The following is a 15,350-nucleotide window of genomic DNA, read 5'->3' as shown; positions in this document are numbered from 1 at the left end:
GAGTGGTGGCCGGAAAGCTAGCAGGGGCCGAAGTGGCGGTTCAATGGTCATGCGTGAGAAACATGGAAGACACGCAATTCTGCTGCTACGTTGCACGGAAGGATGAGCTGAAAGTTTTCGTCGACTTCTTGCAAGTCAGTACGGAGGGGGCCGTATGAAGGTCGGCATCACCGAGGTCGCGGACCGGGCGCAGGTGAGCGAGGCCACGGTCAGCCGGGTCATCAACCGGCGCCAGGGCGTGTCCCGCAAGACCCGCGAGGCGGTCGAGCGGGCCATGGCCGAGCTGGGGTACGAGCGACAGACCCGAGGTCAACTCGTCGCGGTCGTCACCGAGTTGGTGTCCAACCCGTTCTTCGCCGATGTCGCCGAGCGCATCGAGTCGATCCTCGCCCCGCACGGGTTGAAGACGGTCCTGTGCCCGTGCTTCCCGGGCGGGGTGCAGGAGTTGGACTTCGTGACCTCGCTCGCCGACCGGGGCGTCGCCGCCGTCGTGTTCCTCTCTGCCAGCAACACGCTGGAGGGCGCGGACCCGGCGACGTACGAACTCCTGCTGTCCCGCAGGATCCCGTTCGTCGGGGTCAACGGCCGGTTCGAGGGGGTGCGCGAGGCGCCGGTGTTCTCCACGGACGACCTGCTCGCCGCCGAACTCGCCGTCGACCATCTGTACCGGTTGGGCCACCGCCGCATCGGGATGGCATCGGGCCCGGTCGGCAACCGACCGGCCGACCGCCGGGTCAGCGGCTTCGTCGCTTCGCTGGCCAAGCGCGGCGTGGAGGACCCGGAGCAGTGGGTGGTCCGGCAGTCCTACACCGTGGAGGGAGGGCAGTCCGCCGCGATCTCGCTCCTGGCTCGGGGCGCCACGGCCGTCGTCGCCGCCAGCGACTACATGGCGCTGGGCGCCATCCGGGGGGCGCGGCGGCAGGGGTACGACGTCCCGGGCGAGGTGTCGGTCGTCGGCTACGACGGCTCCATGATCATGGACTTCGTCGATCCCCCACTCACCACGGTCCGCCAGCCGGCCGACCGGCTGGCCTCGGAGGTGGGCCGTAGCGTCCTCGCCCTGGTCGGCAACCGTGACGTGCCTGTCGGCGAGCTCCTCTTCGACCCCGAGTTGGTGATCCGCGCGAGCACGGCGCCGCCGAAGGCGTGAACGTCCAACGTTCGTCCGGACCATTGACCTAGAGGTCGGGTCTATGGACACTCCTCTCGGAGTTAGGGCCGGAATACCGGTGCCAACTCCCCCTATTCATCGGGTGTTTCGTGCTCATGAATGCTCCGGAGGGGCTATGTCTCGGTACGTTTTTCTCGGGGTGGCGCTCGCGCTGCTCGTGGGCGTCGGTGGTCCCGTCGCCGCGGCGCAGCAGAAGCCGTCGGTCGCCGTGGTCGACGTGGACGCCTACGGCGCCGACCCCACGGGCCGGACGGACTCCACGCCCGCCGTCGTCGCGGCGCTGCGGCACGCCAAGAGCGTCGACCGCCACCGGCCGGTGCGGATCGTCTTCTCCAAGGGCACCTACCAGCTCTATCCCGAGCGGGCCGAGGCACGTGAGCTGTATGTCTCCAACACCGTTGGCGCCGACCAGCGTTACCGGGACAAGAAGATCGGGCTGCTGATCGAGGACATGCACGATGTCACCGTCGACGGCGGCGGTGCGAAGCTCGTCTACCACGGTCTCCAGACGGCGTTCGCGTCCATCCGCTCGACCGATGTGACGTTCCAGAACTTCTCCTTCGACTACGCGGCCCCCGAGGTCATCGACGCGACGGTCGCCACCACGGGTGTCAGCGACGGGCACGCCTACCGCGTCCTGAAGATCCCCGCCGGCAGCCCGTACGAGGTGAACGGCACGCACATCACCTGGCTCGGCGAGAAGAGCCCGGCCACCGGGCAGCCGTACTGGTCGGGGGTCGACGGGCTCCAGTACACCCAGATCCACGACCCGGTGGCACAGAAGACCTGGCGCGGGGACAACCCCCTGTTCAACGACGTCGCCTCGGTCACCGACCTCGGCGGCCGCCGGATCCGGATCGACTACACCACCGCGTCACAGCCGTCGGACGCCGGGCTCGTCTACCAGATGCGCAACATCGAGCGGACCGAACCGGGCGCTTTCATCTGGCAGTCCAAGAACGTCACGATGCGCTCGATGAACGCCTACTACCTCCAATCCTTCGGCGTGGTCGGGCAGTTCAGCGAGAACATCTCCATCGACAAGGTGAACTTCGCCCCCGACCCGAAGTCCGGCCGGTCCAGCGCCTCGTTCGCGGACTTCGTGCAGATGTCCGGTGTGAAGGGCAAGGTCTCCATCACCCGCAGCGTCTTCGACGGCCCGCACGACGACCCGATCAACATCCACGGCACCTACCTCGAAGTGGTCGGGAAGCCCGGGCCGAACACCCTGACCCTCGCCTACGAGCACCCGCAGACCGCCGGGTTCCCGCAGTTCGCGCCGGGTGACGAGGTCGAGTTCACCGACCAGCGGACGATGACCCCGGTGACGGACCCGCACGCGAAGGTCACCGCAGTCGACGGGCCGAGCGGCATGGACCACTCGAAGTCGCTGACCTCGATGACCGTCACCTTCGACCACCCGGTGCCCGCCGGGGTCCAGATCGGCGGCTCGGTCGTCGAGAACATCACGGCCACCCCGTCGGTCGTCATCTCCGGCAACGTGTTCCGCGACGTGCCGACCCGCGGCATCCTGGTCACCACCCGCAAGCCCGTCCTGATCACCGGCAACCGGTTCGACGCGATGTCCATGGCCAGCGTCTACGTCTCCGCGGACGCCTACCAGTGGTACGAGTCCGGGCCGGTCGCCGACCTCACGATCCGCGGCAACACCTTCACCCGGCCCAGGGGCCCCGTCATCTTCGTGGAGCCGACCAACCAGGTCGTCGACCCGGCGCACCCGGTGCACCACGGCATCTCGGTCGAGCACAACACCTTCGACATCGGCGATGTCACGGTGGTGAATGCCAAGAGCGTCGGCGGGTTCAGCTTCACCGGCAACACCGTGCGCCGCCTCGCCGCACCGGACCAGCCGCCGTACACCTCTCCGCTGTTCGTCTTCCACGGCAGTTCGGGCATCCGGATCGCCCACAACCACTACGCCGAGGGCCTCAACACGTCCGTGGTCGAGGACTGAAGGAATCTCCGGGCCTCGCCTGCTGTTCTCCCGGGCAGCAGGCGACGAACGAATCCCAGGAGGCCGAGCGTGTACGGCGACTCAGCAACGGTCCGCAAGATCCTCACCGAGTCCGGCGACACCTGGGCGGTCGTGGGGCTGTCCTCGAACCGGTCCCGCGCGGCCTACGGCGTCGCGGAGGTGCTGCAGCGCTTCGGCAAGCGCGTGATCCCCGTGCACCCCAAGGCGGAGACGGTCCACGGCGAGCAGGGGTACGCCTCCCTCGCGGACATCCCCTTCGAGGTCGACGTCGTCGATGCGTTCGTCAACAGCGACCTCGCCGGGGCGGTCGCCGACGAGGCGGTCACCAAGGGTGCGAAGGCCGTCTGGTTCCAGCTGGGCGTGATCGACGAGACCGCGTACGAGCGGACCCGGGCAGCGGGCCTGGAGATGGTGATGGACCGCTGCCCGGCTATCGAGATCCCGCGCTTGGGCTGAAAGCCGACAGCCGGGGATCGCTCGACGAAGTAATTCGCCTGTGAGTTGTTTCAGTTGTACGCGATCCGGAAATTCGGAGCGATGTACTTGTGCGCGTACACGTAGTCGGTCTTGACCGGGTTCGTGTAATTGCATGCGCCGTGCAGCGGGCACGTGTATTCCTTTTCCGCCGGCCTGGCCCACCGCGCCGAAAGACGAAGCGACGGCGAGAATGACGGCCACAGAGAACTCAAATCAACCTCATATCACCACGTCATGACCACATCACGCCTGACATAATGCGAGGGTGGCAGCCGCTCCCCCCTCCCCCCAGCCCAACTCCCCGTCCAGGGAGAGCCGTTCGGTCGTCGTCGTGGGCGCCGGTCCCGCCGGACTCACCATCGGCAACATCCTGCGCGCGGCCGGGCTGGACTGTCTGGTGCTGGAGACGGAGACCCGCGAGTTCATCGAACGGCGCCCCCGGGCCGGAGTCATCGAGGAGTGGGCCGTCCGCGGGCTTCAGCAACGGGGCTTGGCCGACACCCTGCTGGAGCGGGCGCAGCGGCACACCGAGTGCGAGTTCCGCTTCGACGGGCAACGGCACCGGTTCTCCTACACGGAGTTGACGGGCCATCACCACTTCGTCTATCCGCAGCCGTTGCTGGTGACGGACCTGGTGCGGGAGTACGCGGACGTACGCGGCGGCGAGATCCGCTTCGGTGTGCGGGACGTCGAGCTGCACGACCTGGAGACCGACCGGCCCACGGTGTCGTACACCGACCCGGAGAGCGGTCAACGGAGGTTCGTGTACGGCGACTTCATCGCGGGCTGCGACGGTGCGCGCGGGGTGAGTCGAGCCGCGATACCCGCCGAGCGGGCCCGCGTCGCACGGCACGACTACGGCATCGGCTGGCTCGCGCTGCTGGCCGAGGCGCCGCCGTCCTCGGACTGTGTGCTGTTCGGCGTCAACCCGCGTGGTTTCGCCGGGCACATGGCGCGCAGTCCCGAAGTCACCCGCTACTACCTGGAGTGCCCGCCCGGCGACGACCCCGACAACTGGCCGCACGACCGCGTCTGGGCCGAACTCCAGCACCGGCTCGCCGCGACCGGTGCCCCGCCGCTGACCGAGGGCCCGCTGATCGAGAAGCGCGTGCTCGACATGCACAACTACGTGGTCGAGCCCATGGTGTTCGGCCGGCTCCTCCTCGCGGGCGACGCGGCCCATCTCACCGCGCCGATCGCCGCGAAGGGCATGAACCTCGCCCTGCACGACGCGTTCCTGCTCGGCGACGCGCTGGTCGCGTATGCCACGACGGGCGACTCGGCGGGCCTGGACGGCTATTCGGAAGCCTGCCTGGGCCGCGTCTGGGAGTACCAGGAGTTCTCCCAGTGGCTCTCCGAGGTGTACCACGGTGCCTCGTCCGGCGACCCGTACCGCGCGGGCACCACGCTGGCCCGACTGCGCCGCGTCTTCCGATCCCCGTCCGCCGGGCTCGCGTTCGCGGAGTCGTACCTGGGCAAGGACCGCACGGACCCCGGGTGCTGACGGGTCGTCAGTCGTGCGGCGGGCGGTCGTTGAGCCGGTGGTCCGCCACGTTCAGGGCCTCGTCCACGAGCCTGCGCAGATGGCCGTCGCCGAGCGAGTAGATCACCCGGCGGCCCTCCTTGCGGGTGGTCACAAGGCCCGCGAGGCGCAGCCGCGCCAGGTGCTGGCTGACGGCCGGGCGGGCCGCGTCGCACACCTCCGTGAGGGTGGAGACATCGGACTCGCCCGTCGTCAGCGCGTGCAGCAGTGTCAGGCGGGTGCGGTCTCCGAGGAGGGCGAGGAGTTCGGCGGCGAGCGCGAACTGTTCCTCGCCCGGGGTACGCGGATGCGCATCATGCGCAGTTGATAGGTGCATGCGTGCGCTCATACGCACATAATGGCCTTGTGGGCGCCGTACGTCCACCCACGCACCGGAAGGGGACGCACGTGAGCGACCAGCACCACCACGAGCACCACCATCATCACGACCACTCCCCCAGGGGCGTCCGCCACCGCCTCGGCCATCTCCTCACGCCCCACTCCCACGAGACCGCCGACAAACTCGACTCCGCCCTGGAGTCCTCGGCCCGCGGTATGCGCGCGCTCTGGGTGTCGCTCGCGGTGCTCGGGGGGACGGCGCTGGTGCAGGCGGTCGTGGTGGTCATGTCCGGGTCGGTGGCGCTGCTCGGCGACACGGTGCACAACGCGGCGGACGCGCTGACCGCCGTACCGCTCGGCATCGCGTTCGTGCTCGGCCGCCGGGCGGCGACCCGGCGCTTCACGTACGGCTACGGGCGCGCCGAGGACCTGGCCGGTATCGCGATCGTGCTGACCATCGCCGCGTCCGCCGCCTTCGCGGCCTGGGCGGCGGTGGACCGGCTGCTCGATCCGCGTCCCGTCCAGCACGTCACGGCGGTCGCGGTGGCCGCGTTGGCCGGGTTCGTGGGCAACGAGTGGGTGGCCCGGTACCGGATGCGGGTCGGCCGGGACATCGGGTCGGCCGCGCTGGTCGCCGACGGACTCCACGCCCGTACGGACGGGTTCACCTCGCTGGCCGTACTGCTCGGGGCCGGCGGTTCGGCGCTGGGCTGGCAACTCGCCGACCCTATCGTGGGGTTGGCGATCACGGCCGCGATCGCGCTGGTGCTGCGGGACGCGGCGCGCGAGGTGTTCCGGCGGGTGATGGACGCCGTCGATCCCGAGCTGGTGGACCGGGCCGAGCACGCCGTGCGGGAGGTCGAAGGGGTGCGCGGGGTGGGCGAGTTGAGGCTGCGCTGGATCGGGCACCGGTTGCGCGCCGAGGTGGCGGTGGTCGTGGACGGGGAGGCGACGGTACGGCAGGCCCACGCGGTCGCGGTGGCCACGGAACACGCGCTGCTGCACGCGGTGCCGCGGCTCACGGCGGCCCTGGTGCACGCCGATCCGGCACCGGTGCCGGGCGAGGCCGACCCGCACGGGGTGCTGGCCCACCACACCATGGCCTGAACCGGGAAGGTGACAGGCTGATCAGGCGACGCCCAGCCCCTCCAGCACCACCGCGCCCGGAATCTCGGCGAACGCCTTTCCGGGGACAAGGAGTTTGCCGCGTCGGCGCCCGCTGCCGACCAGCACGTACGGGAGGTCGACGACGGCCGGATCCACCAACACCGGCCAGTCGGCGGGGAGTCCGATCGGCGTGATACCGCCGTACTCCATGCTGCTCTCGCCGGTCGCCGTGTCCATCGACGCGAACGAGGCCTTGCGGGCGCCGAGTTGGCGGCGTACAGCGCCGTTCACGTCGACGCGGGTGGTGGACAGGACGACGCAGGCGGCGAGCATGGTCTCGCCGCCGCGCTTTCCGGCGACCACCACACAGTTCGCGGACTGCTCCAGCAGTTCCCGGCCGTAGTGCTCCACGAAGGTGGCGGTGTCGGCCCACTCCGGGTCCGTCTCGACGTAGACGATCTGGTCGGCGGGGACGCTGCCGCGCCAGGCGCGCACGGCGTCGGCGACCGGGCGGGTCAGCTCGTCGAGGCAGCCGGGGGCGGGGGTGGCGTGGTCGAAGTGTCCGATGGGTGCGCGCATGGCGGCACGCTAACAGCCGTACGGCGGCCGTTCACGGGGTGTCCCGGTGCACCGGCGGGACGGACACCGCCATCACCATCTCCATCGGTTCCTCGCCCCGATTGCCGTAGGTGTGCGGGGTGTTGGCCTCGAAGGTGGCGCTCGCGCCGGCCGGGACGAGGTGGTCCTCGCCGTCCACGGTGAGGGTCAGCTCGCCGGTGGTGACATGGACGAGCTCGACCGTGCCCGTGGGGTGCGGCTCGGAGGGGCTGCTATCCCCCGGCATCAGCCGCCAGTCCCACATCTCCAGCGGGCCGGGGGCCTCGGTGCCGGCGAGGAGTCGGTTGTAGCTGCCTGCGTCGGTGTGCCACAGCCGTACGGCCCGCTCGGCGGGGACGATGCGGACCTTCGGGCCCTGTTCGTAGTCGAGGAGGGTGGTGATGCTGACGCCGAGGGCGTCGCCGATCTTGACGACCGTGCCGATGCTGGGATTGGTGCGGGCCTGCTCGATCTGGATGAGCATGCCCCGGCTGACGGCCGCGCGGGCGGCGAGCACATCCAGGGTGAAGCCGCGCACGGAGCGCCAGTGCTTGACGTTGCGCGCCAGGGACTGGGTCAGCAGGTCGAGGTCCGACAACGTTCCGGCCCTACCTTCAGTTCAATATTATGGATGACAGAGTTTACTTCGCTGAACTACGGTGTGGTGCACCCGATTGTTCACCGAACTGTACTGCGAGGCACCCCGTGACAGCATTCTTCGCCCTGGCCACCAGCCTCCTGTGGGGGTTGGCCGACTTCGGCGGAGGCATGCTGACCCGACGGTTCCCGGCCCTGACGGTGGTCGTGGTCTCCCAGGGGATCGCGGCGGCCGTGCTCGGCGCGGTCGTCGTGGCCACCGGCGGCTGGAGCGAGGCGGGGCCGCGGCTGTGGTTCGCGTTCGCGGCCGGGTTGGTGGGGCCGATCGCCCTCCTCTCCTTCTACAAGGCGCTCGCTCTCGGCCCGATGGGGGTCGTCTCCCCGCTCGCGACGCTGAGCGTGGCCGTACCGGTCGGTGTGGGGCTCTTCCTCGGGGAGCGGCCCGGGCTGATACAGGTGGCGGGGATCGCGGTCGCCGTCACCGGGGTCGTCCTGGCGGGCGGTCCGCAGGTGCGGGGCGCGGCAGTGCAGCGCCGGGCCCTCCTGCTGGCCCTCGTCGCCGCGCTCGGCTTCGGCACGGTCTTCGCCCTGATCGCGGAGGCGTCCACCACCGTCACCGGCCTCTTCCTCGCCCTGTTCGTACAGCGCCTGACGAACGTGGCCACGGGTGGCGCCGCGCTGTACGTCTCCGTACGACGGGGCGGGCCCGCGCTCCCTGAGAGCAGCTTCCCCTGGAGTTCACTACCGGCACTGGCCTTCGTGGGCCTCGCCGATGTGGCCGCCAACGGAACGTACTCGATCGCCGCGCAGCACGGGCCGGTGACCGTGGCGGCGGTACTGGCCTCGCTCTATCCGGTGGTGACGTCCCTGGCCGCACGCGGATTCCTGCGGGAGCGGCTTCGGGGGGTTCAGGCCGCGGGGGCGGGGCTTGCGTTGGTGGGGACGGTGTTGTTGGCGACGGGGTGAGGGGGAAGTGGCGGGCTGGGGAGGGGAGTTGGTGACTGAGTGGATCAGTGGCGGGGGGTGAGTGATCGAGGGCTGGTTGCGGGCGAGTGGCGGCTCACCTCGGTAAGCGGCGAGCCGGGGGCGCGCTGAGGGCTCGCCGCTCACCACTGAGGGCTGGCGACCGGCCGCCCGCGACGGACGACTCGCGGCTCACCGGTGAAAGCTGGTGGCTGACGACCGCCCTTAGGCGAATGGCAGCTCGCCCCGGGACCCCTGGTGACCGGCGACCGGTCACGGACGACTCGGGGGCTCACCGCCGGAACCCGGTGACCGGCGACCCGTCACACGGACGACTCAGGGCTCACCGCTGGAAGCTGGTGGCCGCTGGCCGCCCTCAGGCGACTGGCGGCTCACCGCCGGAACCCGGTGACCGGCGACCCGTCACACGGACGACTCAGGGCTCACCGCTGGAAGCTGGTGGCCGCCGGCCGCCCTCAGGCGACTGGCGGCTCACCGCCGGAACCCGGTGATCCGCGACCAGTCACGGACGACTCCAGGCTCACCCCTGGAAGCAACGGCTGGCAGCCCGCGCTGACGGCTGACTTCCAAAGCCAACACCGGCCCAACGGCCCCCAGCCCCCCGGTTGAGGGTCGCACCGGGCATCAGGCCGGAGGCCCGCTCAGGCCTCCGCGTCCAAGTTCGCCAAGTGCGCGATCGTGTCGTCGTCCAGCTCGGCCAACCGTGCCGCGCTCTCCTCGTCCAGGTCCGCCAGGGCCCGGAGTTGGTCCGGGGTCACGTCCGCGGGGATCGGGACCGGGGCCGGGGTGCGGAGCGGGGGCTGCCAGCCCTCGGCAGGGGTCCAGCGGCGTACGACCCGGGCGGGTGCGCCCGCTACCACCGCGTGGTCGGGGACCGTGCCGCGGACCACCGCGCCAGCGGCCACCACCACGTTCCGGCCGATCCGGGCGCCCGGCAGGATCACCGCGCCGGTGCCGATCCAGCAGCCGGGGCCGATCTCGACGGGTTCCATACGGGGCCACTGCTTACCGATGGGCTCGTGCGGGTCGTCGTAGGAGTGGTTCGTGGAGGTGACGTAGACGTACGGCCCGAAGTAGCAGTCGCTGCCGATGGTGACCGTCGTGTCGGCGATGACATGGCTGCCGCGGCCGAGGACGACACCGTCGCCGAGGCGCAGGATGGGGTCGGGGCCGAGGTCGAGGTCGGGCATCAGGCCGGCGGTGAGGGTGACCTGTTCGCCGACGATGCAGTGGGCGCCGAGGTGGATCCAGGGTTCGCCGAAGACCGTGCCCAGCGGGAAGGCGAGCCGGGTGGCTTCACCGATGGAGCCGAAGTGGAAGCGGCCGGGGTTCTCGGCCGTCACCGAGCCCGTGCGCTGCACCCAGGCCCAGCCCGCGTGGACGGCGCGCTGCGCGAGCTGGCGCGGCCATTTTGAGAACGTGTTCTTGCGCTTGGGCACCCGCTCACGGTACTCAGCGTCAGCCACACCCATGACGTCCGGCCGCTGTGATCTTCGCCCTACCCGATGACGTACCGTGCGGGTGTCTCCGACGGAAGCGAGGGCACCATGACGCACAGGGCGTTGATCACGGGTATCGGCGGCAGGGAACCGAAGATCGAGGAGGGCGCTTTCGTGGCGCCCACGGCGTCGGTGATCGGGGACGTGACCGTGTCGGCGGGCGCGAGTGTCTGGTACGGGGCGGTGTTGCGCGGCGATGTCGAGCGGATCGTCGTCGGGGCCAGCAGCAATATTCAGGACAACTGCACGCTGCACGCCGATCCCGGGTTTCCGGTCACGGTCGGCGAGCGGGTTTCCGTCGGGCACAACGCCGTCGTGCATGGGGCGACCGTCGAGGACGACTGCCTCATCGGGATGGGGGCCACGGTGCTCAACGGCGCGGTGATCGGGGCGGGTTCGCTGGTCGCGGCGCAGGCGTTGGTGCCGCAGGGGATGGTTGTGCCGGCGGGGTCACTTGTTGCGGGGGTGCCGGCGAAGGTGCGCAGGGAGTTGAGCGCGGAGGAGCGGGCGGGGTTGACCCTCAACGGGACTATGTATGCGGAGTTGGCCAAGGCGCATCAGGGGGTGCATGACTAGATCGTCGGCGGCTGCGGTATGCCTGTGGTTTTGCGCCGTTCCCCGCGCCCCTGATGGGGCGCTTTCAGTCGGCGGCGCTGACTGGTTCCGGTTCGTTTTTCTCTGCTGACATCTTCTGTGCCCTCCGCCGCACCATCAGCATGGAGGCCGCGCCCACCAGCACCGCCGCCGCCAGGCCGAAGTACGAGAAGCGCTTGAGCCAGTCCTCGGCGACGATTCCCACGTAGTAGACGACCGCCGTGGTGCCGCCCGCCCAGATGACTCCGCCGAGGAGATTGGCGGTCAGGAACTTCCAGTACGGCATGCGCAGTACGCCCGCGAGCGGGCCGGCGAAGATGCGGAGCAGGGCGATGAAGCGGCCGAAGAAGACGGCCCACATGCCCCACTTCTCGAAGGACCGCTCGGCGGTGGCGACATGGCCTTCGCTGAAGTGCTTGGGGAATCTGTCACCGAGCCAGGCGAGCAGGGGGCGTCCGCCCTTGCGGCCGATCGCGTAGCCGATGGAGTCGCCGATGACCGCGCCGAGGCTGGCGCAGGCGCCGAGGACGACGGGGTTGATGCCGGAGTGCTGGGAGGAGAGCAGCGCCGCCGAGACCAGGACGATCTCGCCCGGCAGCGGGATGCCCAGGCTCTCCACCCCGATGACCAGCGCCACCACGGCGTAGACGGCCACCGCGGGAACCGTGTCGAGCCATTCCTGGACGTGCAACGCCGGTCCTCCCGAATTCGCGTACCGCCTTGCGGGCGTGCGCCGCGCGAAAGGCGCACTCCGGGAAGGGTACCGCTCGGCGCCGGCCGCCGACGCCCCGCCGATCGTCGGTATCGGAACAGCTCCCTTACACAAGGAAGGGGCCGAAAGGCAGCCACCCATCAGAGATTCACTTAAGGTAGCCTTGCCTAAGTTGGCCGGTTTCCGGAGGGTGGCTGGTGGGAGCAGGGGAACCGTCGGGGCGGGACGTCCTGACACGCTCGGTCAAGGGACAGATACGGCGCGTCGCTCTCGGCTCGGCGCTCGGATGCGTGCACCAACTGGGGGAAGCCCTGGTGCCGGTGCTCATCGGTGTCGTCATCGATCAGGCCGTGGCCGGTCGGAACACCGGACGCCTGGTGCTCTGGCTCGTCGTCCTGGCCGTCATGTACGTGACGTTGTCGTGGAGTTTCCGGCTGGGTGCCAAGGCCGGGGAACGCGGAGCCGAAGAGGCCGCGCACACCATCCGGTTGGCGATCGTGGGCCGGGTGCTCGATGCCCGCGGCGGGGCCGAGGAAGGACGGCTGCCCGGCGAGCTGGCCAATGTCGCCACCGAGGACGCCAAACGGGTCGGCGCGGTCAACATGGCGTTGATGAGCGGGATTTGGGCCGTCTCGGGCGTCGCCGTGAGCGCCGTCGCCCTGCTGCTGATCTCCGTGACACTCGGACTGATCGTGCTGCTGGGCACGCCTGTTCTGCTGTGGCTGGGGCATCTGCTGAGCAAGCCGTTGGAGCGCCGTAGCGAGGCCGAGCAGGACCGGGCCGCCCATGCGTCGGGCGTGGCCGCCGACCTGGTGGCCGGGCTCCGGGTGCTGAAGGGTCTCGGCGCACAGCAGGCGGCCGTCGAGCGGTACCGCCGCACGAGTCGCGTCTCCCTTGCCGCCACGCTGCGTTCGGCGCGTGCCGAGTCCTGGCAGACCGGCCTTGTGCTCGCGCTCACCGGCGGGTTCATCGCGCTGATCGCCCTGGTGGGCGGTCGGCTCGCGCTCAACGGGTCTCTTACGTTGGGGCAGTTGGTGTCGGCGGTCGGGCTCGCGCTGTTTCTGCTGGGGCCGCTGGAGACGTTCGCCTGGGTCAACGCCGAACTGGCGCAGGGCCGGGCCTCTGCCGCGCGGGTCGCCGAGGTACTCGCCACCAGGCCGGCCGTCGTGGGCGGCGACGACCCGGTCGCCGAGCCCGTTCGCGGCGAACTGCGGCTGCGGGGCGTACGGCTCGACGGGCTCGACGGTGTCGATCTCGATCTGCGTGCGGGGCAGTTGACCGGTATAGCGGTGACGGATCCGGCCGGTGCCGAGGCCCTGTTGCGCTGTCTGGGCCGGGAGACGGACCCGGAGTCGGGTTCGGTCGAGCTGGACGGCGTACCGCTGACTCGGCTGGATCCGGCGGCACTTCGGTCGGCCGTGCTGGTCGCCGCCCATGACGCGGCCCTCTTCGAAGGGTCGTTGGCCGAGAACGTGACGCCGGAGGACAGTTCCCGAGGCGGCGAGGCCGATCTCCTCACCGAACGCTCCATGGCCGCCGCCCGCGCCGACGAGGTGGCCGACTCCCTGCCGCACGGCACCGCGACCGGCGTCGGCGAGGGCGGCCGGTCACTGTCGGGTGGGCAACGCCAACGTGTCCTGCTGGCACGGGCGTTGCGGGCCGAGCCGTCCGTCCTGGTCGTGCACGATCCGACCACGGCGGTCGACACGGTGACCGAGTCCCGTATCGCGGACGGCCTGCGCGACCTGCGCCGGGGCCGCACCACGATCGTGGTGACCAACAGCCCATCACTCCTCGCCGTCGCCGACCACGTGGTCCTCCTGGACGCCGGCCGCGTCGGCGCCGAGGGCACCCACGCGGACCTGGTACGGACTGACGCGACCTACCGGACGGCGGTGCTGGCATGACGGCGGAAGACATACGGCCGGAAGGCCTGGGGACTGACTCCGACCGGGCCCTCCTCCCCACCGCCACCCCGGCCCGCACCCGCGCCGCCGTCCGTGAACTCCTGCGTCCGCAGCGGGGGTTGGCCGTCGCCGGGTTCGGTCTGATGGTGGTCGCCACGGCCGTCGGACTGCTCACCCAGCCCCTGCTGGGCCATATCGTCGACGTGGTCACCGAGCACCGCTCCCCCGACGCCCTCACCCTGCCCGTGGTCGCGCTCGCCGGGGTCGCCCTGGTGCAGGGTGTGACCACCGCGCTCGGCATGTCGCTGGTGTCCCGGCTCGGGGAGACCGCGCTCGCCCGGCTCCGTGAACTGTTCGTCGAGCGGGCGCTGTCGCTGCCCCTGGACCGCGTCGAGAAGGCCGGCTCCGGCGACCTCAACTCCCGTGTCACCAGGGACGTTTCACGGGTCGCCGAGGCGGTGCGCGGGGCCCTGCCCGAACTCGCGCGGTCCGCGTTGTCGATCCTGCTGACCCTGGGCGCGCTCGCCCTGCTGGACTGGCGCTTCCTGCTCGCGGCGCTGATCGCCGTGCCTGTGCAGGCGCACACCGCCCGCTGGTATGTGCGCAACGCCGTTCCGCTGTACGCCAAGGAGCGCATCGCGACCGGGGCCCAGCAGCAGCAGTTGCTGGACACCATCGGCGGGGCGCGGACCGTGCGGGCGTACCGGTTGCAGAAGGGGCACACCCGGCAGGTCACCGAACGGTCGTGCGCGGCCGTGGAGTTGACGATGAGCGGGGTGCGGCTGATGCTGCGCTTCTACAGTCGGCTGCACATCGCCGAGTACCTGGGGCTGTCCGCCGTCCTGGTCACCGGGTTCCTGCTGGTCCGCGACGGTTCCGCCTCGGTCGGCACGGCCACCGCCGCCGCGCTGTACTTCCACAGTCTCTTCTCGCCGGTCAACACCGCGCTGGTGCTGCTGGACGACGCCCAGTCGGCAACGGCCGGACTGGCACGGCTTGTTGGTGTGGTGGACGAGCCCGCGCCTACCGTCACCGACCGCGCGGAGGACCGTACGACCGTCGCCGGGCCCCCGTCCGTGACGCTGACGGGTGTCTCCCACGCGTATGTGCCGGGCCGCCCGGTGCTGCACGACGTCGATCTGGAGATCCGGCCCAAGGAGCGGGTGGCGCTGGTCGGTACGACCGGTGCCGGCAAGACGACCCTCGCCAAACTGGTCGCGGGCCTGCACCGTTCGCAGTCGGGCCGGATCGATGTCGGTGGCGCGGAGCCGGACGAGGCCGGGCAGTTGGTCGGGCTGGTGACGCAGGAGGTCCATGTGTTCGCCGGGCCGCTCGCCGACGATCTGCGGCTGGCCCGCCCGGACGCGCATGTCGAGGAACTCCGTGAGGCACTGGACACGGTGGGCGCGCTCGGCTGGGCCGAGGCGCTGCCCGAGGGCCTGGACACGGTCGTCGGCGACGGCGGTCACCGGCTGACCGCCGACCGCGCCCAGCAACTCGCCCTGGCCCGGCTGCTGTTGGCCGACCCGCCGGTCGTCGTCCTCGACGAGGCGACGGCGGAGGCGGGCAGTTCGGGCGCCCGCCAGTTGGACGAGGCCGCCGAACAGGCCCTGCGCGGCCGTACCGCACTGGTCGTGGCGCACCGGCTCAGCCAGGCCGCCACCGCGGACCGGGTGATCGTGCTGGACGACGGCCGGGTCGTGGAGAACGGCACGCACGACGAACTCCTCACCGCCCAGGGACCGTACGCCACCCTGTGGCAGGCCTGGTCCGGCAGCCGCTCCTCCGGGGTCGCCCCCGACCCCCACTAGATCCGCCACTCCCCGCCGACCCATCGCGACGAACAGA

General features: G+C 70.6%; 14 protein-coding genes. 9 read left to right on the top strand and 5 right to left on the bottom strand.

Annotated features, from left to right (window positions below):
- Positions 1-154 precede the first annotated feature (154 nt).
- From ABZT04_RS12495 to ABZT04_RS12480, 4 genes are all read left to right on the top strand, one after another.
- Positions 155-1,150 carry a LacI family DNA-binding transcriptional regulator gene (locus ABZT04_RS12495; protein ID WP_356055925.1) on the top strand — a complete coding sequence of 332 codons (996 nt, stop codon included), beginning with the start codon at positions 155-157 and terminating at the stop codon, positions 1,148-1,150.
- A gap of 136 nt (positions 1,151-1,286) precedes the next feature.
- Complete coding sequence (locus ABZT04_RS12490) at positions 1,287-3,146, top strand: right-handed parallel beta-helix repeat-containing protein (protein ID WP_356055923.1); 1,860 nt, start codon at positions 1,287-1,289, stop codon at positions 3,144-3,146.
- A gap of 69 nt (positions 3,147-3,215) precedes the next feature.
- On the top strand, positions 3,216-3,623 hold the full coding sequence (locus ABZT04_RS12485) for a CoA-binding protein (protein WP_356055921.1): 408 nt from the start codon (positions 3,216-3,218) through the stop codon (positions 3,621-3,623).
- Between the two features lie 286 nt (positions 3,624-3,909).
- A complete protein-coding gene (locus tag ABZT04_RS12480) occupies positions 3,910-5,148 on the top strand; it encodes a 4-hydroxybenzoate 3-monooxygenase (RefSeq protein WP_356055919.1) in 1,239 nt (412 codons plus the stop codon).
- 7 nt (positions 5,149-5,155) lie between these two features.
- Here the strand turns inward: ABZT04_RS12480 and ABZT04_RS12475 are convergent, their stop codons facing one another.
- Positions 5,156-5,515 (bottom strand): metalloregulator ArsR/SmtB family transcription factor, encoded by a 360-nt coding sequence (locus ABZT04_RS12475; protein ID WP_356055917.1) that lies wholly within the window; start codon positions 5,513-5,515, stop codon positions 5,156-5,158.
- A gap of 59 nt (positions 5,516-5,574) precedes the next feature.
- Here ABZT04_RS12475 and ABZT04_RS12470 point away from each other — a divergent pair, with 59 nt between their 5' ends.
- On the top strand, positions 5,575-6,612 hold the full coding sequence (locus tag ABZT04_RS12470; protein WP_356055915.1) for a cation diffusion facilitator family transporter: 1,038 nt from the start codon (positions 5,575-5,577) through the stop codon (positions 6,610-6,612).
- 21 nt (positions 6,613-6,633) lie between these two features.
- Here the strand turns inward: ABZT04_RS12470 and ABZT04_RS12465 are convergent, their stop codons facing one another.
- Together ABZT04_RS12465 and ABZT04_RS12460 are read right to left on the bottom strand one after the other, a co-directional pair.
- A complete protein-coding gene (locus ABZT04_RS12465; protein ID WP_356055913.1) occupies positions 6,634-7,191 on the bottom strand; it encodes a YbaK/EbsC family protein in 558 nt (185 codons plus the stop codon).
- Between the two features lie 31 nt (positions 7,192-7,222).
- The gene (locus tag ABZT04_RS12460) at positions 7,223-7,807 is read right to left on the bottom strand and encodes an XRE family transcriptional regulator (RefSeq protein ID WP_356055911.1); all 585 of its coding nucleotides are present in this window, start codon (positions 7,805-7,807) and stop codon (positions 7,223-7,225) included.
- A 107-nt stretch (positions 7,808-7,914) separates the two neighbouring features.
- Here ABZT04_RS12460 and ABZT04_RS12455 point away from each other — a divergent pair, with 107 nt between their 5' ends.
- Positions 7,915-8,772: an EamA family transporter gene (locus tag ABZT04_RS12455; protein ID WP_356055909.1), complete on the top strand. Its 858-nt coding sequence runs from the start codon at positions 7,915-7,917 to the stop codon at positions 8,770-8,772.
- Between the two features lie 659 nt (positions 8,773-9,431).
- Here ABZT04_RS12455 and ABZT04_RS12450 read toward each other — a convergent pair.
- Entirely contained in the window at positions 9,432-10,229 is a 798-nt protein-coding gene (locus ABZT04_RS12450; protein ID WP_356055907.1) for an acyltransferase, read from the bottom strand.
- Positions 10,230-10,337: 108 nt separating this feature from the next.
- Here ABZT04_RS12450 and ABZT04_RS12445 point away from each other — a divergent pair, with 108 nt between their 5' ends.
- Complete coding sequence (locus tag ABZT04_RS12445) at positions 10,338-10,865, top strand: gamma carbonic anhydrase family protein (protein WP_356056182.1); 528 nt, start codon at positions 10,338-10,340, stop codon at positions 10,863-10,865.
- Positions 10,866-10,929: 64 nt separating this feature from the next.
- On the opposite strand, the gene ABZT04_RS12440 is transcribed toward ABZT04_RS12445, so the two are convergent.
- Entirely contained in the window at positions 10,930-11,574 is a 645-nt protein-coding gene (locus ABZT04_RS12440) for a DedA family protein (protein ID WP_356055904.1), read from the bottom strand.
- A gap of 218 nt (positions 11,575-11,792) precedes the next feature.
- Here ABZT04_RS12440 and ABZT04_RS12435 point away from each other — a divergent pair, with 218 nt between their 5' ends.
- Both ABZT04_RS12435 and ABZT04_RS12430 read left to right on the top strand, forming a co-directional pair.
- Complete coding sequence (locus tag ABZT04_RS12435) at positions 11,793-13,502, top strand: ABC transporter ATP-binding protein (RefSeq protein ID WP_356055902.1); 1,710 nt, start codon at positions 11,793-11,795, stop codon at positions 13,500-13,502.
- Positions 13,499-15,313: an ABC transporter ATP-binding protein gene (locus ABZT04_RS12430; RefSeq protein WP_356055900.1), complete on the top strand. Its 1,815-nt coding sequence runs from the start codon at positions 13,499-13,501 to the stop codon at positions 15,311-15,313. Before ABZT04_RS12435 ends, ABZT04_RS12430 begins: the two co-directional genes overlap by 4 nt.
- The last annotated feature ends 37 nt before the right edge of the window (positions 15,314-15,350 follow it).

Origin of the sequence: Streptomyces sp. NPDC005492, assembly GCF_040605995.1 — a bacterium.
Taxonomy (GTDB): domain Bacteria; phylum Actinomycetota; class Actinomycetes; order Streptomycetales; family Streptomycetaceae; genus Streptomyces.
Note: the sequence above shows the minus strand (reverse complement) of the source record. Positions and strands in the feature narration are given on the sequence as shown.